Genomic DNA, 19633 nt, shown 5'->3' on the forward strand with positions numbered 1-19633 from the left:
GCGGCACCGGCACGACCACCCGACTTGCCCGGGGTGGCCACCCGTCGGGATGGCGTGGCTACCCGCTGCCGGGTGGCACGGTGTCAATCAGTTCCTGTGACCGGTGCAGCGGCGGAGGCGATCAGGGCCACGCTCAGTCGACAATGGCGGTAAACCCGCCAACTGTCACGCCACGATAGGTAATCGTCCCGTTCATGTCATGACGTCCAACACCAACCATGATCTTTGGCCGTGTTTCGCCCGCCGGCTACGAAACGTGTGCAGTTGGCTGTGGGGAGCGGGGATCTCGCTCGCCTGTCGCGCGAGACGGACTACCCGCGGGATGCGGTGGCGTCGGGCACGAATACGACGGTCGAGCGGAGGGGGTCTACCGGTGGCTGTGCTCATTGACGCCAGTACCGAGGAACCGTGCCTCCCCTTGGCTGCCGGCCAAGTCTCTGTCGGTTAACAGCGTAAGGACGTGATGAACCAGGTGACATCCGAGATCGGTGGGACGTTCCGGGGCCGGAGTGGGCATCGTCAGGGAGGAGCTCCGCGTCCCAACCTGAGGCCCGCCCAGCTCGCCACGAGGCTCGTCGACCTCGTGGCCTCGATGACCACCGCAGCCGACAGCTCTCGCGCCGCTCGACGGGCTGGCGCGGCGTCGCGCCGCTGGCGGCAGCCTATCGGTTCGACGGTCGCCAGCCTGACAACAGCGGCAGTAATCCTGCTGGTCGGAGTCCCTCCGGCTGGTCACACGCAGGGCTGCGGCGAGATCGCTCTCGGCAGCGCATGACTACTCAAGGTAGTCGGATTCGGCCGTCACGGATAGGCCGGCAGCGACATGAACCGCCTGTGGTTGCTGGGTTTCCTGATCAACTCTCAGCACTTCTCCAGGCCCGACCAGACTGGAAGTGTAGTTTGATCAATCCGGACTGTTATCTTGCCGCGGCCCTGGGTCACACGTCCCCGGTGTCCGCCGTCTTCCTCGTCTGCTACGGGGCGGCCCTGGTCGCCTATGGACGGGCGCTGCCCGGGCCCACCGACCCGGTCGACGGCCCGCGCGGGAACGGTGAGACTGCGGCGTACGCGGGATAACGCCGTTATGTGATTGCCCTGCTGGACTGTGCGCTGATCGTCGGCTCGATCTTCCTGCTCGAGTGGGAGACTGTGCTGGGACGCTCGTCCGGGCATGGAAGCCCGATCTCATGCAGTTCCTGTTCGTGCTCGTCACGCCGGTCGCCGGACTGTCCCCTGCCACGGGGGCACGGCTGGTCGCCTGCTTCCGCCAGACGCGCTCTCGAGCGGCGTTGGCAGTGCGCGGCACTGGTCTACTGACCGGCGGAGTCTTCCTCTACGGCACGACGGAGTACCGGCACTACTTTGCGCCGTGGGCCACGATCGGATTCGCGGTTGCTTTCTTCCTGGCCGTCCTCGCGGGGCTGGTGCCGGTGCGGCCTCACGCGAACCCGAACGGTCCGGCGCCGCCCAGCCCATGGGCGATGTGGACGCACGCCTTCCTGCCTTGTGTCGTGCTCGGCAATTGCGGCCTGCTGGTTGTCGCCAAGCTGTGAACCGGTAGCCAACTCGACCGATTCGAGACCTACGGCGTGATAGGGCTGTCGCTGGTGGCGTTCATCCGACAGATGGTCACGTCGGCTGAAAACTCCCGGCTGCTCGCCGAAACATGCGAGCGGGAACGGGAACTGCGACACCAGGCGTTCCACGACCCATTGACCGGTCTGGCCAACCGGGCGCTGTTCGCCCGCCGGCTACAGCAGGCGCTCACCCCCGACACCCATGCAGCGAGCCCTAGTACGGCAGCCGTCGTTTTGTGATCACTTGAGTCTGGTGGGCGCGCGGTGGGTGGCCGGGTCGGCATGGCCGCGCGTCGCTCCGGGACGCGAAGCGGCCACCGGGTGATCGTCGCTGGTTTGTGACGACTCAGGAAGATCTACCGGTGGCCGCGGGTCACAGCATAGACAGTGATCGTTTGCAGGGTGAGTTCGAGTCTCTGGTAGGGCGGGTCGCGGGCCGGTTCGTCCGGGTCGAGACCCGTCGGCGGGTACGCTCGTTCCTGCTGGGGCTGATGGCGGGGCTTGCGCGGGCGAACTGCTGGACGCTGGCCGAGCAGGCCGGCGAGACCAACCCGCATGGGATGCAACGACTGCTCGCCCGGGCGGTGTGGGACGCCGACGAGGTCCGCGACGACCTGCGCGGCTATGTCGTCGAACGGCTCGGCGAGGGCGGCGCGGTGCTGGTCGTCGATGAGACGGGCGACCTGAAGAAGGGAACGTAATGCCGAGGCCGGCATTACGTTCCTTATGAGGGGCTCGCCGTTATGCCGCGTCCTGCTGGGTGGTCGATGGTCAAGAGGCAAGGTGTCCGGGTCGGACGCGGCATAACGGTCGTTGGGTCAGAGCTGATCGAGGAAGGCGACGAGTGAGCCTTTCCCTGCAACCGACCGTCACCCTGGGTGAGTATCAATAGTGTGATCGTGTGTTGGTCGTCAGGTGGTCCTCTGGTACTCGGTGTGGAGGATGACGAGGGACGCTTTCGCGACCAGCCCGATCTTCCAGGGGTCGATCGTGACGTTGCGGAGCAGGCGGAAGGTGACCTTGAGCAGCGCGTTCGCGCGCTCCCCGACCGCCCGCAGGGCGTAGTGGATGCGGTTGTGCAGTTTCTGTTCGGCGGTCAGCTCCCCGCCCTTCGGCTTCTTGAACGGGACCGCGAACTGCCCCTCCTGGGTTCCGAACGCTTCGTAGCCGCCGTCGCCGAGCACCTGCCCGCCGTCGGCGAACCACTCCTCGAAGACCTCCGGGGCGCCGGAGGCGCGCAGGGGCGGTGGTGTCGTGCTCCCGGCCGGGACGGACGTCGGACACCCACAGCGGGCCAGCCGTCCTCGGGACCCGAGACGACTTGCACGTTCGCGCCGGTGGTTCTTGATTTTTCCTGACCACCACAGGTCCACGCCCTTCGTCGGGCCGGGGACGGTCACCCGGGTCGGTCTCGATCACCGTCCCGTCGACGATCACGTGGTCGTAGCCGGCGAACTTCGCGGCGATCAGTGCGTTGCGCAGGTCAGGGGCCTGCCAGGCCAGGACTGCGAGGCCCTCGTGCAGGTAGCGGTAGCCCACCGACTTGCCGATGTTGTTGTCCCGACACAGCCGGATGACCGGGGTTCCGTCACAGAACCAGCGCAGGACGAACACGGCCTGCTCCCATGGAGACAGGGCGCGGGTCCCGCTCCGCGTACCGGTCCGCCTACGTTCCGCAATCAGGAGCGTGGCAAGGCGGACGACCGTGTGATCGCTCAGGGGCAGGACGCTCGTGTATGTGACACTCATGAGGACGCGGGGCTCCGGCGGAAGTGATCTGTGAGAGGACTACTTCCTACCGGTTGCCCCGCGTTTCGTCGTCGGCGACCCAGCCGTCGATCACGACCCGTGATGATTACCTAGCGTGACGGGTCGTTGCAGGGAAAGGCTCACTGCGCACGGACTTTCCCGACGACGAGAGCATGCGCGTGAGCCACGAAACAATCTACGAGTGCCTCTACCTCCAGGCGCGCGGCGAGCTGCGGACGGAACTGAAGATCGCGCTGCGTAAGGGCCGGGCCAGGCGGGTCAACCGGTCGCGCAGCACCCTGACCAGGGGCGGGATCGTCGGCATGGTCAACATCAGCGAGCGGCCGAAGGAGGCCGAGGACCGCGCCGTCCCCGGTTTCTGGGAGGGCGACCTGATCATCGGGAAGGGCAACAAGTCGCAGATCGCCACGCTGGTCGAGCGCACGACCCGGTTCGTGATGTTGGTGCGAATACCGTACGACCGTAACGCCGACGTAACTAGTCAGGTGTTTCTTGGCTGACGGTTACTGGTTGTCACGCGGTGGCGGTGGGGGCTTGGGTGTTGGTGGGCAGCCAGGGGCGGCCCTCGGCGAGTTGGACGAGGGCGTCGAGCATGGCGAGGCCGTGTTTGGCGGTGGTCGAGAGGTAGCTGCGCAGTGCGCAGAACTGGCGGGCGCCGGTGAGGGAGCGCAGGCAGCCGGAGACCTTCTGTCTCAGCTTGACCATTCTGATGTCGCGCTCCGGCCCGTTGTTGTCTGGTGGGATGGCCAGGTTGTTCAGGAAGCGCAGCGAGGTAGTCGGCCTCGCGGTCGGCGAGGCGGCGGGCCAGGGCGTTGTGCTTACGCATCAGCTTCGGTGCGGGCGGCCTGGGTCTGGCTGATCCCGATCTGGACGGCGTGGCGCAGCCGGCGCAGCGGCTCGGCGGGCGCTTGGTGCGCCGCGCAGGCGATGGCCGTGCGGCCGGCGGGCGGGCGTCGGCGGCGAGCCGCTCGAGGTCGACGAGCGCCTCGCCGGCCTGCGTCGCCCCAGCACCAGCCGTCGGGCGGCGACGTGTCTGCGACCGCGGTCAACTCCCCGCGCCACGTGGGCACAGCAGAGCTGGTGATCCGTCTGGACGTAGGTGTCATACGGCGACCAGCAGTCGTGCACCGCGGGACCCGGGTGTAGCCGGGCAGCACGCCCAGGTAGGCCATCCCCTCGACGCGCGGGCGGAGGTGGCAGACGAGCAGGGTGTACTTCTCGGTGCGGGCGCAGTGCACCCAGTGCAGCTTCCCGGCGACGCGCAGCCCGTCTCGTCGAACCCGGCGACCGGCGCCGCCGCGATCTCGTCGCGGACCCTCGGGAGGAACTCCTTGCCAGGCGGGCCGCGGCGGGCGGGCGAGCATCGCGGCGACCGTGCCCGCCGACAGCGGCGTGCCGAACAGTTCGGCCATCGCGGCGGCGGCCCGGTCGCGCGCCAGGAACTGGCCGCCATAGAGATAGAGGACCGTCGCCTCGACCCGCGGGCCGTACTGGACCGGGGCGTCGGCCCCGCGCGGTGCCGCCGCCCGGGTCCGGGTCCCGCAGCAGGCGCACTCCCGCTCGACCAACCGGTGCTCGACGACCAGCGGGACCGGTTCCGGCAGGTCCACGACCTGGCGCCGCTCGACCCGAGGGTGACCGCCGCCAGCACCAGCCCGTCCCCGCAGCCCCCGACACACCGCCGGCTCATGGGTCACGACCCGGCCCGGGTCCGCGGCCAGCCTCAGCGTCGACCCCTCATGCCCTTCCTGACCCCCCGGCTTCCGGCCGGTCCGCGCACGCCCGCGACTTCGGGTCCGGCTTCCCCAGCCCGTCCGAGCTCGGCGGCTTCGAGGAGTTCCGCGAGCTCGTCGCCACCTGGGCCCGCAACGCCTCGATCTCGGCGTGCGCCTTCTCCAACGCGGCCCGCAACCCGGCGACCTGCGCGGCCTGCGCCACGACCAGCACCGCGAGCTCGTCATACGACGGCGCGGGCTGATCGACGGAAGACACACGATCAACCTACGAGACGGTCACCCACCGCACCCACCCCGCGCCCACACCGATCGTCACCAAAACGACCCGACCTGCGACAACAGCAAAAGATCAAGAGGCCTGACTAGTTACCCGGAGTGCTGCATCGTGTCGCGACGTCCGTACACACAATGAGCACACACGGGACGGGCCGGCGACGCCGCCGAGCCGCAACGGGCGATGCCGATATATCGGCATCACTGTTACTCTGTGTAGCGGCGCCGGGCTTGCCGCGAGGTCCACGCAGCATATGAAGGCGAAAAACGCTACCTCACGTCCACCGTGCCCTGACCGGCCCTAGCTCGGCGGACCGTCTAGCCCCGCCGCTGCCCTGACTGGGCGCGACGACGGCTACCGACGCGCCCCTCACGACGTGTCGTCGGTGTGCAAGAATCTAGTGTCCTGAGTCTTTAGAGCGTGTCTCACATGGTATCGGTGGATCTTGGTGGATGGTCTGAGGTGTGGACGACCGCCTTGCCCTGCGGCTGGTACCGGATGAGCTCTGGGAGTTGGTAGCGCCGTTGCTGCCGGCGTTCGCGCTTCGCCCGCAGGGTGGGGGGTGTGGCTTCGGTGGCGGATCGGGCGGTGTGCACCGCGGTCGTCTATGTGGTTGACGTCGGGTTGTGCGTGGCGGCATCTGCCGCCGGGGTTCGGGGTCTCGCCGGCGACCGCGCACCGCCGGTTCCAGCAGTGGAGTCGGGCTGGGGTGTGGCCGAGGCTGCACCGGGCAGTGCTGGATCGTCACGGCGCGGTCGGGAACGTGGACTGGTCGTCCGGGATCGCCGACGCGGCGAGCCTGCGGGCGAAATAGGGGGCTCTCTGACTGGGCCGAACCCGGTCGACCGAGGCAAGAAAGGATCGAAGATCCATGTCCTGTCCGACGCCAACGGCTTACCGTTGGTCGTCGCCGTCTCGGGGGCCAACCTGCACGACAGCGAGGCGCTAATCCCGCTGGTCACCGCCATCCCGGCGATCCGCTCACGACGCGGCCCACCGCGGCGCCGGCCGGTGAAGCTGCGCGCGGACAAGGCCTACGACCACGACCACCTGCGGGTCTTCCTACGCGACCGCGGCACAGAAGGCCCGCACACTGACCCGCTGGATCCTCACCCACCCCGACCGGCTCGACGCCGACGACACCGCCGCCCTGAAGAAGATCCTCGAGCGCAGCCCGCCGCTCGCCGCGGCCACGGCCCACGTCGCCGGCTCCGCCGAGATGCTCGTCGAACGCCACGGCGACCGGCTCGACGCCTGGATCAGCGCCGTCGAGGCCGACGACCAGCCCGACTTGCACCGCTTCACCCACGGCCTGCGCCGCGACCACGCCGCCGTCCTCGCCGGACTCACCCAACCCCACAGCTCCGGCGTCATCGAAGGCAACGTCAACCGCATCAAAACGATCAAAAGACAGATGTACGGCCGCGCCAGTTTCGACCTGCTCCGCAAACGCGTGCTACTCACCAGATGATCAAAGGCGGGCCTGGAAGGATTACAAGATCGGCGCCAGATCCAGATTCAAATCGAACCGCCCGCGGCCAGCGCAGCGGCCCAAACTCCTGACACGTTAGCGGTGTAACGGGTGATGTCGGAGCACCTGTGCGAAGCCGGCGCGCAGGCGATGAGTCCGAACCAGCCAGCAGGATTCTCATCGTCTATACCGCCAGGTGGGTGGGTCGGTAGTCCAGAGCTCGCGAGCCCGGGCGATGGTCGGTGAGGGTGGGCAGATCCGGCCGGTAGATGACCAGTTTGCGGGTGCGTGCTCGTTTCGCTGTGTACATCGCCTGGTCGGCTTGGTGGAGCAGGATGTCGGGACTGGCCGGCAGGGCCGCTGGGTCGAGAGTGACAAGGCCGAAGCTGGCGCTGGGCGTGTACAGCCGCCCGGCCAGCTCGCACGGTGCCTGGACCGCGGTTGCGAGCCGTTCGCCGACTTGGCATGGGGTGTCGGAGCAGCCGCCGTGGAGGATGATGGCGAACTCGTCGCCGCCGAGGCGGGCCACGGTGTCCGCCGTCCGCGTGCCTGCCCGCAGCCGCTCGGCGCTGATCTGGAGGAGTTCATCGCCGACGGCATGCCCGAAGGTGTCGTTCACCCGCTTGAACTCGTCGAGATCCATCATCAGAACGGACACGGGCTGCGGCGCTTCGGGTTGGGCGCTGTGGTTCGCGGCGTCGGTGTCGGGCGCGAGCGCCCGTCGTAGCTGCCGGGTGAACAGCGTCCGGTTGGCCAGCCCGGTCAGCGGATCATGGAATGCCTGGTACCGCAGTTCCCGTTCTGTCTCTCGGGTCTCGGCGAGCAGCCGAGTTTTCTCGGACGACGTCACCATCTGCCGTGCGAACGTCACCAGCAATAGGCTTAGCATGCCGTACGTTTCGTACCGATCGAGCTGTCCTCCGGTCGACAGCCTGCCGGCAAGCAGCAGGCCGCAGGCGCCGAGCACGGCGTACGGCAGCAAGGCGTCCATCCACATCGCCCGTGGCCAGGACGGCGCCGGGCCGTTCCGGTGTGCATGGGGCCGTAGCGGTGCCAACCCGGCAAGGAGGACCAGCAGGCAGGCAACGGCGAAACCGCCCGTAGTCCACGGCGGAAAGTAGCGGCGGTCCTGCGCCGTGCAGTACAGGAAGACTCCGTCGGCTATTAGGCCCGCACCGAGCACCACCAACGCCGCTCGGAAGCGCGGCCGGCCGAACCAGGCGACCAGCACCGCGCCCGTAGCGAGGATCAGGCTGGCAACCGGAGCGACCATCACGAACATCAGCTGCACGAGGTCGGGCTTACCTGCCCGGGAACGCGCCCCGAGCAGCGTCTCCCACTCCAGCAGGACGATGGAGCCGGCGATCAGCGCACAGTCCAGCAGGGCGACCGCATACCGGCGACACCCAGCGGGCCGCGTCGTCTCACTCCCGCGCAGGCTGTCCGCCGGGTCGGTGGGCGAGGAACGCGGCCCGACCAGAGCCACGGTGCAGGCGACCAGTGCCGCTCCATAGCAAACGAGGAAGACGGTGTAGACCGGGGACCCGCGGTCAGTCGGGAAGCCGCCGACCAGTAGGATCACCGCCGCTGTCAGGCTGGTGACCGTCGCGCCGCAGGCCGTCAGATCGACGAGCCGCCGCCAGCGGCGGTCCATTGCGCGAACTCGCCGAACGGCACCGAGGCAGTCCGCCGCGGTGGCCATCTGGGCGACGGCCTCGACGAGGCTCGTGACGAGTCGGGCGGGCTTGCGACCGCCACGCGGGGCTGCTCCCTGACCACGTCCACGCCAGTGCCCGACACGCCCATCGATCTCGGACGTCACCTGGTTGACAACCTCACTTTCGTGTTGGCCGACAACGACTCGGCCGGCATTGGGGAGCCAGCACGGTTCCTCAGCGCCGGCATCGAGGAGCATGGCCGCTGGCGGGCCCCTCCGCTCGACCGTCGCGTTCGTGCCCGACGCGGCGGCATCCCGCGGGTAGTTCGTCTCACGCGGCAGACGAGTGAGATCCTTCTCGCTCCCTAGCCGGCTGGAGATGTTCCGTGGCCGGCTGGCGAAATATAGCGTGAGATCACGCTGCGCGGTCAACCTTGGGCGCGCAGGGCGAGCACCTTCTGTGGCGAACGTACGTGTACCGCCGTTGTCGACAGTGACCATGACCCTTCACCGCCTCCCTCGCTGCACCAGTCGCGTGAGCTGTGTCTCAAGCTCCCACCCGACAGGGGGTGGCCACACCATCCCGGCGGGTGGGCACCCGAGGCAAAACGGGTGGTCCTGGCGCTGCCACCCCATCGCCGGGGCGCCTCTGGTCTTCGAAGTTCGACGTCGTCCGTGGTCACGGCGTCGCCCGCCGTGTCACGGCCATCAGCAGGAGGTGCTGCTCGTCAGAGTCGGCGCGGCCGGGCGACGGTCCGGGTGATCCAGCGCTTGAGTCGTTACCGTTTGCTGGCCGGTCGCGGACGACCGTGGCCGCGGCCGCCACTCATCGCCGCCAGCCCGACACCCCGCCGATGCGAGCGCCACCCAATCTCGTCGAGCGGGGTCTGGCGCGTCCAGACCTACCGCAATCGCCAACAGCCGCGCCTCCGGAGACGTCATTGCTGCGGGGATCGTCGCGCGGCTGGCGCAGCTGGCGTACGGCCGTCCTCACGATCTGGGCAGCCACTCTCTACGACAGCCTCGCCACCGCCCACACGCTGCCCGCCGCCGTCCCGTTCAGTCCCGACGCTGCCCGGCTGCGGGACCGACCAGCACGGGCGATGGCCGCCCTCGACGTCCTCACCCGCGAATTTCGCCGCCATGGTGCCGAGGTCGCGCTGATCGCCCTTTCTCGCCAGGCTCGCCACCGAGGACACCGACCAAAGCCCGGCGAGGCGGCACCAACACCCTGATCCCCCCGCCGTCAGGGAAGAGGGGGCGATGTCGCGAGCCCTGACGGACCCGCGCGTAGGGCGTGCACGGCTGCCAGGGCGAGGTCGGTGAGGCGGCCGCGGTCCGCCGTGTCAAGCGAGCCGAGGGTGTCCGCAATGGCCTCAGCCACCGCCGAGCGGATTCGGGGCGCGAGGGCCGCGCCCTGCTCGGAGAGCGTCACCCGGCTGACTCTCCGGTCGGCCGGGTCGGTGGTCCTGCGGACGAGCCCGCGCCGTTCGAGCCGGTCGACCATTCCCGTCACGTTGGTCTTGTCACAGCCGAGCGTGGCGGCGAGCTCGCCGAGCGACGGTGCGCGGTCGACGAGGTGGCAGAGCAGCTCAATCTGCTGCGTGGTGAAGCCGAACCGGCGGGCGATCACCCCGTAAAGGATGTTCACCTGGCGATGCAGCGCGCCGAGCGCGGCAGCGAGGTCGAGAGCGTCCCGACTGGGTGGCACGCATGAAGTTTACCTGGTCGACAGTTGATATCCTCAACCATATTTGTTGAGGATATCAACTATCGATCTAGTCGACTAAAGGGAGACGGCGTGTGGAGGAAGACCGCGATCGTGACGGGAAGCTCGCGTGGCATCGGCCGGGCGATCGCGCGGCGGCTCGGCGCCGATGGGGCGGACGTCGTCGTCAACTACCGAACGAACCGTCGCGAGGCTCTGGAGGTCGTCGCCGAGATCGTGGCCACCGGTCAGCGCGCCATGGCCGTGGCGGCCGACGTGGCGAGCCTGGATCAGCTACGCGGACTGTTCGACGCGGCCGACCGGCACTACGGCGGCGCCGACATCATCGTCAGCAACGTCGAGCTCGCCCGCTTCGCACCGATCGCGGACACCTCCGACGCCGACTACGACCTGACGTTCGCGACGAACACCCCAAGGAGCACTTTTTTCGCCCGCAGGCTCGCGGCATCCAAGAGCGCCGCCGACCAGTCGATGTCCCCGGCGGTGCCGTGGCGGTCGAGTACCGCCCGGCCCAGCCGAGGCCACAGGCCCGCGCGGGTCCACTGCTGGAACCGGCGATGCGCGGTCGGTGGCGAGACCCCGAAGTTCGGCGGCAGATGCCGCCACGAACAGCCTGACGTCAACACGTAGACGATCGCGATGAACACCGCCCGGTCCGCCACCGGAGCCGTCCCTCCACCCTGCTCACGCGGGGTGAAGCCGGGAACCAGAGGCTCCACCAGCTCCCAGAGCTCGTCCGGTACCAGCCGCAGGGCAAGGCGGTCGTCCACACCTAAGCTTGTCGTTTAACTTGCCTGGCTCTCAGGGCTTGCGGCTGTTGATCTGTCTGTGGTCTTCCCGACCGGTTGGGTGATCGCTTGTCGTCGGTTGGCGCGGCCGGGTGGGCGTCCGGGGCCGGGTCGGGTGGGTTTCGGTGCGCGGGCCGGAAGCGGTGTCTTCGGGCGGAGGTTCCGAAATCCCCTGCGGACACGGGCTGGGGTGAGTCGTCCTGGCGCGGCGGGTCGCTCCCAGGGGTGGCGTAGGTCGGTGGTGAGCGCGCGGGCGAGCCGGAGCTGGGTGTAGGCGGCCAGCACCAGCCAGGTCCAGCGGTCCGCCGCCGCGGGGTCGCGCAGTCTCGGGGCGGTCCAGCCGAGCGTCTGCTTGAGCAGGCGGAAGGTGTGTTCGAGGTCGAAGCGGCGCAGGAAGGCCTGCCACCAGCGGTCCACCTGTGTCGGGTTGGCGCCGGTGGTCGAGCACCACAGCCACAGCGGTTTCGGGTTGCGTTCGCCGGGCAGCCGTTCGACGGCGAGGCGGATGAGGGTGCCTTCGAGGATCGGTAGCCCTCCGACGTGTGTTTCCCAGGCTGCGCGGCGAGTCAGTCTGGGGTGCAGCCGGTCCCAGGCGGTCGCGGCCGCCTGCCCGTAGCGGGCGGTGTCGGTGCTGGTGGTGGCGGCCGGGGCGGGCCAGCTGGACGGGTCGGCCAGGCGGAACTCGGGGCCGTGGCGTGGTGGGCGGCCGTCGGCCTTCGGCGGCCGTGGTGGCACGGGTAGTCGCAAGACCCGGTCGGACCGTAGCCGGCCGCACAGCGCAACGGGCTGGTCGGCCAGCAGCCAGGCCAGCCGGGTGACGTCGTAGCCGGCGTCGCAGACGACCGGGGTCACCGGTCCTGTGGTGGCCGGCGCCGATGAGCCGGCCGACCAGCTCGCGTAGCTGGCGGGCGGTGACCTCGGTGGCGTCATCGTCGGGACCGAGGCGCACGGCGTCCAGTGGGGCCGTCCACGATGTCCGGCCTGGTTCCAGGGCGGCGATGAACGAGTAGGGCCACCCTGGGATGAGCTGGGCGTTGCCTCGCCCGCGGCCGTAGGTGTGGCAGAACAGCCGCTGCGGGCTGGTCGCCGCGTCCGGGCGCAGCCATGGGCTGACATCGACCCCGAGCACGAGGCGCCCGTCCGCCGCCCGCGGCAGCGGCAGCCCGGCCAGCGCACGGCGCAGACGACCCACCTCGAGGCGGCCGTGGTTGACCGCGTCGTACAACGCGCCATGCCCCCGACGGTGCTCGGCCACCAGCGACAGGCCGACCAGCGTGCGCACAGGCCCTTCCGCACACAACACCGCGTCCGCCAGCTCGAACAACGCGTCCCCTCGCCGGGTCAGGGTGCCGTACAGCTCCCGAGCCGGGTAGCCGGCGGGAGTCTCACCCGCCGGCCCCCACAGATCCGGACGTGAGCCTCTCGACTCATCCGGCTCGTGCTGTCCTACCGACCGCCAGCGGTTGCTGCCAGTGCGCGAACAGTCCCGGGTCGCGGCGACGTACCTCCGCGAGGAACCGTAGCGACCGGCGCCACCGCCGTCGGAACCGCCTGTATTTGCGTTGCAGCCATCGCGCCAGGTAGGCGTCGATCAGGCGGAGGGTCGGAGCCAACCGAGACGGTGTAAACGCACCGTAGTAGTTGATCCAACCCCTGATCAGCGGATTGATTCTCGCTGCCAGGTCCTGGAGAGTCCCGGCCGTGCGCCGATGCAACCTCCACCGGCGTATCTGGCGGCGTAGCCGTTTGGCATTCCTGTCGCTGATCGCGGGAGTGAAACCGACGAACAGTGCCCCGTCCCGGCGGCGAACCGTCCGGGCATGGAACGTGTACCCAAGGAAGTCGAAGCCCGTCGGCCCGTCCCAGGGTTTCCTCCGTCCGTCGTCCGCGCAGTAAACGACCTGGGTCTTGGACTCGTTCAGTTCCAAGCCACATTCCGCCAGCCGGCCGCGTATATCCGCCAGCACCCTGCGAGCCTGCTGCTCGCTGGTGCAGTGCACGACCACATCGTCACTGAACCGCTCGAACAGGACACCCGGAAATTCCCGGATCATCCAGGTGTCGAACGCATAGTGAAGATAGATGTTAGCCAGCAATGGTGACACAGGCGACCCCTGCGGGCATCCCCGTGTCCGTTCTTCCCGGGTCCCGTCCGCTCGGACCAGGGGAGCCCTCAGCCAGCGCTCCACATACAGCCCGACCCATCGGGTATCCCAGTCGAGGTGCCGGTGCACCGCCGCCATCAGCTTATCCCACGGCACGCTGTCGAAGAACGCCCGAATATCCAGGTCGATGACCCAGTCGTTCTTCCAGCACCGCGTACGTGCGGCCGCGACCGCGTCCAGCGGCGAGCGCCCTGGCCGGTACCCGTAGGAGTCCCGATGGAACATCGGCTCCACTCGCGGGTCCAGGACCAGCACGGCCACCGTCTGCGCGACCCGATCCGCCACGGTCGGCACCGCCAACACGCGCGAGCCACCCTCCGGCTTCGGTATCACCACCTCACGCAACGGCGACGGGAAGTAGGTACCCGACGACATCCGATTCCACGTCTTGTACAGGTTGTCTTTAAGCCTGCTCTCGAACGTGGCGATCGACGTCCCGTCGACTCCCGCCGCACCCTTGTTGGCCCGGACTCTCCCAAAAGCCTCCACGAACAGCCGCTTGTCAATGTCAAACGGTTTCGGCTGTGACACGCCGACCGGCTCCTCCCGCATCCAACGGTTGACCGACACATTGTCACCGGACAGCCCGCCCCCTTCGCTCCACCCCCATTACAGGAGTCTCCGCGCTACTACGAGGCGGTCCGCCCCTTCCGTTTCCACCTTCGGTACTCTGTCCTCACGGATTCCGCCGCTTGGAGTTCTCCCTCACCCACGCCATACTCGACGCGAGACGTGGCATACGGAAAGTTCCCACGTTCCACACGGAAGCCCGGACCGGGCTCGCGCCACCTGCATGCCGGACGCCGTCTGGGCAGTAGACGGGTAACCCCCAGACTCATCCCGAAGCCGTTTCACTGCCCCGGTTCTGACGCCATCCACATCTTTTCGACACTTCAACGGTGGTTCGCTCGCGCTCGCCTTCCCGGCCCACACCTGACACGATCACCGCCGCGCCTTTTCCGTCACGCTCACGACCCCAGCTGTTCGGCTGACGCCGCTGACGGCGGTTTGTGACCACCACCCGCATGGCGATCACGGAGGGCCAACCTCCATCTCCCGTGCAGCACCCCTCCAAAAGATCACCGTCTACCTCAGATCGGCGTCTCCCTTCGAGTTCGTGGCGCAACGAAACGCCGATAACACGGCAAGGTGCTCGACGTGCGCTGCCTCGTGCGGCAAGCTCTCCTCCGCGACCTTCTGACGATCACTGGTTCCTTTGGCGAGAAGCCATCATCGGCAGAGGGTCGTTTCGGGTCAGGAGGACGCGCGGGCCCACGTCATGCCACCTGCACCTATCACGCAGCGTGACGCCACAAGGTTAAACGACAAGCTAAGATCATGAGCCAAGATCCAACTGGCCACGTGAGACACCCTCTTAGCCGTCTGGCGGCCGTGACCGAACCCGTCGCCAATTGGGGTGTCGCTAGCCAGGCGATCATGATTTGTCCGGACGATCGGATCGTGGCGCGTGGGTACCGGCCGGTGCGGCGGGATCAGCTGTTCCTGTTGCCGCCGGACATGAAGGGCTGGCTCGCGGACGACCATCTGGTGTGGTCGTGCTGGATCTGGTCGCGGAGCTGGACGCGTCGGGTTTTCATACGCGTATCGCACGGGTGGGGTCGGCCGGGAGGCCTACGACCCGAACATGCTGCTTGCGTTGGTGATCTATGCCTGGTCGCGGCAGGTCCGGTTGGTCGCGGCGGATCGGGCGGCCGTGTGAGGTGGACGTCGCGTTCCGGGTGATCTGCGCGGGTGACATCCCCATCACTCGACGGTGTCCCGGTTCGTCGCGGGCACTCAGGACGCAGTGACGGCCCTGTGGGTCAGGTGCTGGCGTTGTGCGCGCGGGCGGGGCTGGTCCGGCTGCCGTCAACTCGACACTCCCTGTCCTCCTGGTCGGCCGATCGCGGGGCCAAGACAGCGGGCCTCGCGCAGGGTGCCCGGCCACCCGATTTCCCTCTGCGGGCCACCCGTAAGAGTGGTGCAACCACCCGCCGCGCCGGGAATCTTGTAACCCAGTTCACACGACAAGCCGGCGGAGGGCCCATGGGAATCCTTGTCAATATCGACAACGGTGGCACGTTCACCGACGTATGTGTAACGGACGGTGAACGTGTCGTTCATGCGAAGACTCCGACGACGCCGCACGACTTAACGCAGTGTTTTGTCGATGGGCTTCGGGCTGTGTCCGACCGTCTGTACGGCGAGGAGGACACCACGCGCCTCTTGCGCGAGACGGAATACCTTCGTTACTCGACGACGTCGGGCACGAACGCCGTGGTCGAGCGGAAGGGCGCTCCGGTCGGATTACTGGTCGACAGCGGCGCGGAGGGGAATGTCTATGGAATTGTAAACGTGGTCGACGCCTCACTGTGGCAGGCCCTGGTGCCGCACGCCCCGGTCGGGATCGCGGTCGGTGCCGATGGGTCGGTGGGCCTGGGCGAATTCACGACCGCGATCAATGAGCTGTTGGCGACGAGCGCCTCGAGGATCGTGATCGCCCTGCGGAGCGCCGAGGCGGAGCGGGCCATCAAGAACCTGTTGTTGGAGCGGTACCCGAGGCACCTGCTGGGCGCGGTTCCGTTCACCCTGTCACACGAGCTTGTGCACGACGTCGACGACGCGAGGCGCGTCCTGACCGCGGTGCTGAACTCGTACCTGCATCCGGGGATGGAGCACTTCCTGTATGGGGCGGAGAAGGCGTGCAAGTCCAACGGGCTGGCACGGCCGCTACTGATCTTCCGTAACGATGGGGACTCGGCCCGGGTCGCCAAGACGACCGCGTTGAAGACGTGGGGTTCCGGGCCGCGTGGTGGCCTGGAAGGCAGCGTCGCCTACGCCTCGCTCTACGGTGCGGACGTGCTTGTCGGGATGGATGTCGGGGGGACCACCACGGACGTGTCGGTCGTGGTGGACAAGGCCCTGACGGTGCACGCGCACGGCCGAGTCGGATCGGCGCAGACCTCGTTGCCCATTCCGGACCTGAGCAGTGTCGGGCTGGGTGGCAGCTCGGTGGTCGCGATCGTCGACGGTGGGATCCAGATCGGCCCGCGCAGCGTCGGGGCCGCGCCCGGCCCGGCGTGCTTCGCTCGTGGCGGCACCTACGCGACCCTGACCGACGCATTGCTGCTCGTGGGCGCGCTGGACCCGGACAACTACCTGGGCGGGGATCTGAAGCTGGACCTGGCCCGCGCGGAGCGAGCACTGCTGACCCACGTCGGGGAGCCGCTGTCGTTGTCTGCCCACGCCGCGGCGCTCGCGGTGCTGCGGGCGTTCGAGGAGCAGGTAGGCGCCGCAGTGAGGACAATGATCGGTTCGGCGGGCCGAGACCTTTCGGAAGCCACGCTGCTGGCCTTCGGTGGCGCGGGCCCCGTGCTGGCGTCCGGAATCGCCAGGGCAGCCGGGATCACGCGGGTGATCGTGCCGCATCTGTCGGCTGTGTTCAGTGCCTTCGGCATCGGCTTCAGCGGGCTGGCGCACGAGTACAGCGTCCCGATGCCGGGCACCGGCGCCGACGTGGGCGCGGCACGGGACGACCTGCTGACCCGGGCGCGGCGTGACATGTTCGGCGAAGGCGTCTCCATCGACGAATGCACATTCGAGACCCGCGACCGATTCATTTCCGACGGCGTGTTGCGGGACGAGAAGTGGGTCAACGGATCATCTCCTGACACGGTCGGAGACAAGGCCGACCGGCTGGTGGTACGGGCCTCGCGTCCGCTGCCGACCTTCGAGCTCGCGGCCGACCAGCATGGCACTGCACAGCTGGCGACCGCCGACGGATTGTGCAGCATCCGCCTCGCCGACGGCGACCAGCAGCAGGTGCCGGTCTATCGTCCGGAGAACCTGAAGCCGGGGCAGGAGGCCCAAGGCCCTGCGCTCGTCGCGGGCGACTACCTGACCTGTCTGGTCGAGCCTGGGTGGAATTTCCGAGTGAGCAGCAATTCCGACCTGGTCCTGGAGGCCCAGCGATGAGCGACCAGCAGTTCTTGGTGAATATCACCGAGTATCTCGCGATCGATCTGGTGGCCGAGCGATGGATGTGCCGGGTGTGCGGCCACGACATTGCGAACGCCCGCGAGAACTACAAGACCGGGCTGCTGGTCTACAACCGTGATCCCCGGGAGATTCACCGGCCGATTCTTGACGACAGCTATGAGTTCACCTATGGTCCAGACCCGGCCTGGTGTCGAATCGTCGAATTCTATTGCCCGGGCTGCGCAACGCTGGTGGAGAACGAATACCTGCCACCTGGCCATCCACTGACGCACGACATCGAACTAGACATCGACTCGCTGAAGCGCCGTCACCTGAGCGCAGTGGAGGGCTAGAGAATGCGGCAAGTAAGCGTTGACATCGGCGGGACGTTCACCGACTGCTTTCTCGTCTACGATGACGCCTACGTCGAGGCGAAGGCGCTGACCACGCACCACAACCTTGCCTCCGGGTTCATGGAGGCGCTCGCGCAGGCGTGCACGCAGATCGAGCTGGACGTGCAGACGGTGCTCTCGACCGTCGACGCGGTGCGCTACGCCACCACGCTGGGGACGAACGCGCTAATCGAACGCACCGGGCCGGCCGTCGGCATCATCACCACCGCCGGCTTCGAGTGGAGCGTGCCGCTGATGCGGGCCCGTGGCTACGGCGACGGGCTGACCGAGGCGGCCCAGGTTGACCTGCCGGGAGCGGATCGGCCGGTCCCGCTGGTTCCGGTGACCCGCATCGCGGGCGTGCAGGAACGGATCGACTACGCCGGCACGGTGGTGCTGCCGGTCGACGAGGACGACGTTCGCCGCCAGGTGCGGCGGCTAGTGGACCAGGGCGCGCAGGCGTTCGTGGTCGCGCTGACCAACGCGGTGGTCAACCCCGCCCACGAGAAGGAAGTTGAGCGCATCGTCCTCGACGAGTATCCCACCCACCTGCTGGGTGCGATCCCGATCGTGCTGTCGCACCGGGTCAGCGGCCGCAAGGGCGAGTACACCCGCACCATGTCGTCAGTCATCGACGCCTACCTGCACGACCAGATGTACCACGGTCTGGGGTCGCTGGAGGTCGAACTGCGGCGTAACGGCTACACCAAGCCGATGCTGCTGGTGCACAACTCCGGGGGAATGGCGCAGCTGAACTCGACCTCCTCCCTGCAGACCATCCACTCCGGTCCCGTTGCCGGGCTGGAGGCCACCAACTACCTGTCGGGCACCTACAACCAGCCCAACATCATCGCCACCGACATGGGCGGCACCAGCTTCGACATCGGGCTGGTGACCTCCGACGGGGTGAAGTTCTACGACTTCAACCCGGTCATCGACCGCTGGCTCGTGTCGACTCCGATGACCTACCTGCACACCCTCGGCGCCGGCGGCGGCTCCATCGCCCGCTACGACCGCCTATGGGATGCCATCGAGGTGGGCCCGGCGAGCGCTGGTTCCGACCCCGGGCCGGCCTGCTACGGCCGCGGCGGGCGGTTGCCGACCACGACGGACGCCAACCTTGTGCTGGGCTACCTCGACGCGGACAATTACGCGGGTGGCACGATCAAGCTCAGCCTGCGCAGGGCGCAGCGGGCCATCGAGGAGCACATCTCCAAGCCGTCGGGGCTGAGCCTGATCGAGGCGGCGAAGGCCATCAAGCGCAAGGTCGACACGAACATGGCCGCGGCGATCTTCAAGGAGGTCGCGGTCAAGGGCTACAACCCGAAGAACTTCGTGGCACTCAGCTACGGCGGCGGCGGTCCGCTGCACGCCTGTGGCTACGCGAACGAACTGGGCATCCAGAACGTGCTGGTCCCACCGTTCAGCTCGGTGTTCTCCGCGCTGGGTGCGGGCAACATGAACCAGTTGCACATCCATGAGCATTCGCTGTATCTGATGATCTACGACGCCACCACACGGCAGATGCTGGGCGACTACCGGGTCTTCAACGAGAACGTGGCGGAACTCGCCGCGAAGGGCCGGGACGACCTACTTCGCCAAGGAGCCGACCCCGCCGACATCCGTTCGCGGGTCGAGGTAGACATGCGCTACGGCAACCAGCTCGCCCAGATCGGTGTGGTCTGCCCATTCGAGCAGCTCACCTCGAACCGGGACGTAATCGAGCTGCTGGACCTGTTCAGCAACCTCTATGCTCACCGGTACGGCGAGGGTAGCCAGGCTCCCGAGGCCGGAGTGCGGATCAACGTCATCCGTGTGGTGAGCTACGTCGATCACGAAAAGTTCGACTTGCAGCCCACCCACGCCGACGCTCAACCAGCGCCGAGCCCCACCCGGTGGCGAGAGTGCTACTACCCGGGCATCGACGGAGCGGTGAAGACCGCCGTCTACGACGTCTCCGGCCTCGAGGAGGGCCATGTCGTGGAGGGCCCCGCCCTGGTGGAGACCCCGCGTACGACCTACCTCGCCGAACCCGGATGGCAGCTGACAGTGGGACGCACCGGCTCCGCAGTGCTCACCAAGGCGATCTGAACGGG

Annotated in this window: 17 protein-coding genes and 6 pseudogenes; 13 read left to right on the forward strand and 10 right to left on the reverse strand. The window is 67.9% G+C overall.

Annotated elements, in window-relative coordinates; genetic code table 11:
* Positions 1-900: 900 nt before the first annotated feature.
* From FRADC12_RS31900 to FRADC12_RS00500, 4 genes and pseudogenes are all read left to right on the forward strand, one after another.
* Positions 901-1077 carry a hypothetical protein gene (locus FRADC12_RS31900; RefSeq protein ID WP_198152742.1) on the forward strand — a complete coding sequence of 59 codons (177 nt, stop codon included), beginning with the start codon at positions 901-903 and terminating at the stop codon, positions 1075-1077.
* Between the two features lie 110 nt (positions 1078-1187).
* Positions 1188-1553 carry a hypothetical protein gene (locus tag FRADC12_RS27935; RefSeq protein WP_052710598.1) on the forward strand — a complete coding sequence of 122 codons (366 nt, stop codon included), beginning with the start codon at positions 1188-1190 and terminating at the stop codon, positions 1551-1553.
* A 54-nt stretch (positions 1554-1607) separates the two neighbouring features.
* Complete coding sequence (locus tag FRADC12_RS27940) at positions 1608-1817, forward strand: GGDEF domain-containing protein (protein ID WP_157488649.1); 210 nt, start codon at positions 1608-1610, stop codon at positions 1815-1817.
* 122 nt (positions 1818-1939) lie between these two features.
* Positions 1940-2275 (forward strand): annotated as a pseudogene (locus FRADC12_RS00500) (transposase); the annotation flags it as partial.
* A 213-nt stretch (positions 2276-2488) separates the two neighbouring features.
* Here the strand turns inward: FRADC12_RS00500 and FRADC12_RS28945 are convergent.
* Positions 2489-3326, reverse strand: a pseudogene (locus FRADC12_RS28945) (HARBI1 family protein).
* Between the two features lie 143 nt (positions 3327-3469).
* Here FRADC12_RS28945 and FRADC12_RS00510 point away from each other — a divergent pair.
* Positions 3470-3847, forward strand: a pseudogene (locus FRADC12_RS00510) (IS30 family transposase); the annotation flags it as partial.
* A 13-nt stretch (positions 3848-3860) separates the two neighbouring features.
* On the opposite strand, the gene FRADC12_RS32640 reads toward FRADC12_RS00510, so the two are convergent.
* The 3 genes from FRADC12_RS32640 to FRADC12_RS32650 all read right to left on the reverse strand — a co-directional run bounded on the left by FRADC12_RS32640 (position 3861) and on the right by FRADC12_RS32650 (position 5339).
* Positions 3861-4115 carry an IS66 family transposase gene (locus FRADC12_RS32640; protein WP_502685298.1) on the reverse strand — a complete coding sequence of 85 codons (255 nt, stop codon included), beginning with the start codon at positions 4113-4115 and terminating at the stop codon, positions 3861-3863.
* A 50-nt stretch (positions 4116-4165) separates the two neighbouring features.
* A complete protein-coding gene (locus FRADC12_RS32645) occupies positions 4166-4957 on the reverse strand; it encodes a hypothetical protein (RefSeq protein ID WP_232303507.1) in 792 nt (263 codons plus the stop codon).
* A 127-nt stretch (positions 4958-5084) separates the two neighbouring features.
* A complete protein-coding gene (locus tag FRADC12_RS32650; protein ID WP_232303508.1) occupies positions 5085-5339 on the reverse strand; it encodes a DUF6444 domain-containing protein in 255 nt (84 codons plus the stop codon).
* A 625-nt stretch (positions 5340-5964) separates the two neighbouring features.
* On the opposite strand from FRADC12_RS32650, the gene FRADC12_RS34665 reads away from it, so the two are divergent.
* The 3 genes and pseudogenes from FRADC12_RS34665 (at position 5965) to FRADC12_RS32655 (ending at position 6828) form a co-directional block, all read left to right on the forward strand.
* Positions 5965-6171: a transposase gene (locus FRADC12_RS34665; RefSeq protein WP_157488650.1), complete on the forward strand. Its 207-nt coding sequence runs from the start codon at positions 5965-5967 to the stop codon at positions 6169-6171.
* An 86-nt stretch (positions 6172-6257) separates the two neighbouring features.
* A pseudogene (locus tag FRADC12_RS34670) lies at positions 6258-6557 on the forward strand (hypothetical protein); the annotation flags it as partial.
* Entirely contained in the window at positions 6451-6828 is a 378-nt protein-coding gene (locus tag FRADC12_RS32655; protein WP_349305920.1) for a transposase, read from the forward strand. The pseudogene FRADC12_RS34670 and the gene FRADC12_RS32655, both read left to right, overlap by 107 nt.
* A gap of 184 nt (positions 6829-7012) precedes the next feature.
* Here FRADC12_RS32655 and FRADC12_RS00535 read toward each other — a convergent pair whose 3' ends face one another.
* Positions 7013-8650 carry a GGDEF domain-containing protein gene (locus FRADC12_RS00535; RefSeq protein WP_232303509.1) on the reverse strand — a complete coding sequence of 546 codons (1638 nt, stop codon included), beginning with the start codon at positions 8648-8650 and terminating at the stop codon, positions 7013-7015.
* A gap of 776 nt (positions 8651-9426) precedes the next feature.
* On the opposite strand from FRADC12_RS00535, the gene FRADC12_RS30775 reads away from it, so the two are divergent.
* Positions 9427-9720 carry a hypothetical protein gene (locus FRADC12_RS30775; protein ID WP_157488651.1) on the forward strand — a complete coding sequence of 98 codons (294 nt, stop codon included), beginning with the start codon at positions 9427-9429 and terminating at the stop codon, positions 9718-9720.
* Positions 9721-9731: 11 nt separating this feature from the next.
* Here the strand turns inward: FRADC12_RS30775 and FRADC12_RS00540 are convergent, their stop codons facing one another.
* Positions 9732-10196 carry a MarR family winged helix-turn-helix transcriptional regulator gene (locus FRADC12_RS00540; protein WP_045875139.1) on the reverse strand — a complete coding sequence of 155 codons (465 nt, stop codon included), beginning with the start codon at positions 10194-10196 and terminating at the stop codon, positions 9732-9734.
* Between the two features lie 111 nt (positions 10197-10307).
* Here FRADC12_RS00540 and FRADC12_RS34675 point away from each other — a divergent pair, with 111 nt between their 5' ends.
* Entirely contained in the window at positions 10308-10844 is a 537-nt protein-coding gene (locus tag FRADC12_RS34675) for an SDR family NAD(P)-dependent oxidoreductase (RefSeq protein ID WP_232303510.1), read from the forward strand.
* On the opposite strand, the pseudogene FRADC12_RS34680 reads toward FRADC12_RS34675, so the two are convergent.
* The 4 genes and pseudogenes from FRADC12_RS34680 to ltrA form a co-directional block, all read right to left on the reverse strand.
* Positions 10787-10984 (reverse strand): annotated as a pseudogene (locus FRADC12_RS34680) (transposase); the annotation flags it as partial. The gene FRADC12_RS34675 and the pseudogene FRADC12_RS34680 overlap by 58 nt on opposite strands.
* A gap of 15 nt (positions 10985-10999) precedes the next feature.
* Positions 11000-11812 carry a transposase gene (locus FRADC12_RS34685; protein WP_502685299.1) on the reverse strand — a complete coding sequence of 271 codons (813 nt, stop codon included), beginning with the start codon at positions 11810-11812 and terminating at the stop codon, positions 11000-11002.
* Positions 11715-12305: pseudogene (locus FRADC12_RS34690) on the reverse strand (transposase); the annotation flags it as partial. The gene FRADC12_RS34685 and the pseudogene FRADC12_RS34690, both read right to left, overlap by 98 nt.
* Positions 12306-12429: 124 nt before the next feature.
* Positions 12430-13698 carry a group II intron reverse transcriptase/maturase gene (gene ltrA / locus FRADC12_RS00555; protein ID WP_232303511.1) on the reverse strand — a complete coding sequence of 423 codons (1269 nt, stop codon included), beginning with the start codon at positions 13696-13698 and terminating at the stop codon, positions 12430-12432.
* A 1515-nt stretch (positions 13699-15213) separates the two neighbouring features.
* Here ltrA and FRADC12_RS00560 point away from each other — a divergent pair.
* The 3 genes from FRADC12_RS00560 to FRADC12_RS00570 are packed head-to-tail and all read left to right on the forward strand — an operon-like array spanning position 15214 to position 19628.
* Positions 15214-17142, forward strand: a complete 1929-nt coding sequence (locus FRADC12_RS00560) for a hydantoinase/oxoprolinase family protein (RefSeq protein WP_045875141.1) — start codon at positions 15214-15216, stop codon at positions 17140-17142.
* A complete protein-coding gene (locus tag FRADC12_RS00565) occupies positions 17139-17498 on the forward strand; it encodes an acetone carboxylase subunit gamma (RefSeq protein ID WP_045875142.1) in 360 nt (119 codons plus the stop codon). The genes FRADC12_RS00560 and FRADC12_RS00565 overlap by 4 nt, the downstream gene beginning before the upstream one ends.
* A 3-nt stretch (positions 17499-17501) precedes the next feature.
* Positions 17502-19628, forward strand: a complete 2127-nt coding sequence (locus tag FRADC12_RS00570; protein WP_045875143.1) for a hydantoinase/oxoprolinase family protein — start codon at positions 17502-17504, stop codon at positions 19626-19628.
* Positions 19629-19633: the final 5 nt, after the last annotated feature.

The organism is Pseudofrankia sp. DC12, assembly GCF_000966285.1.
Lineage (GTDB): Bacteria > Actinomycetota > Actinomycetes > Frankiales > Frankiaceae > Pseudofrankia.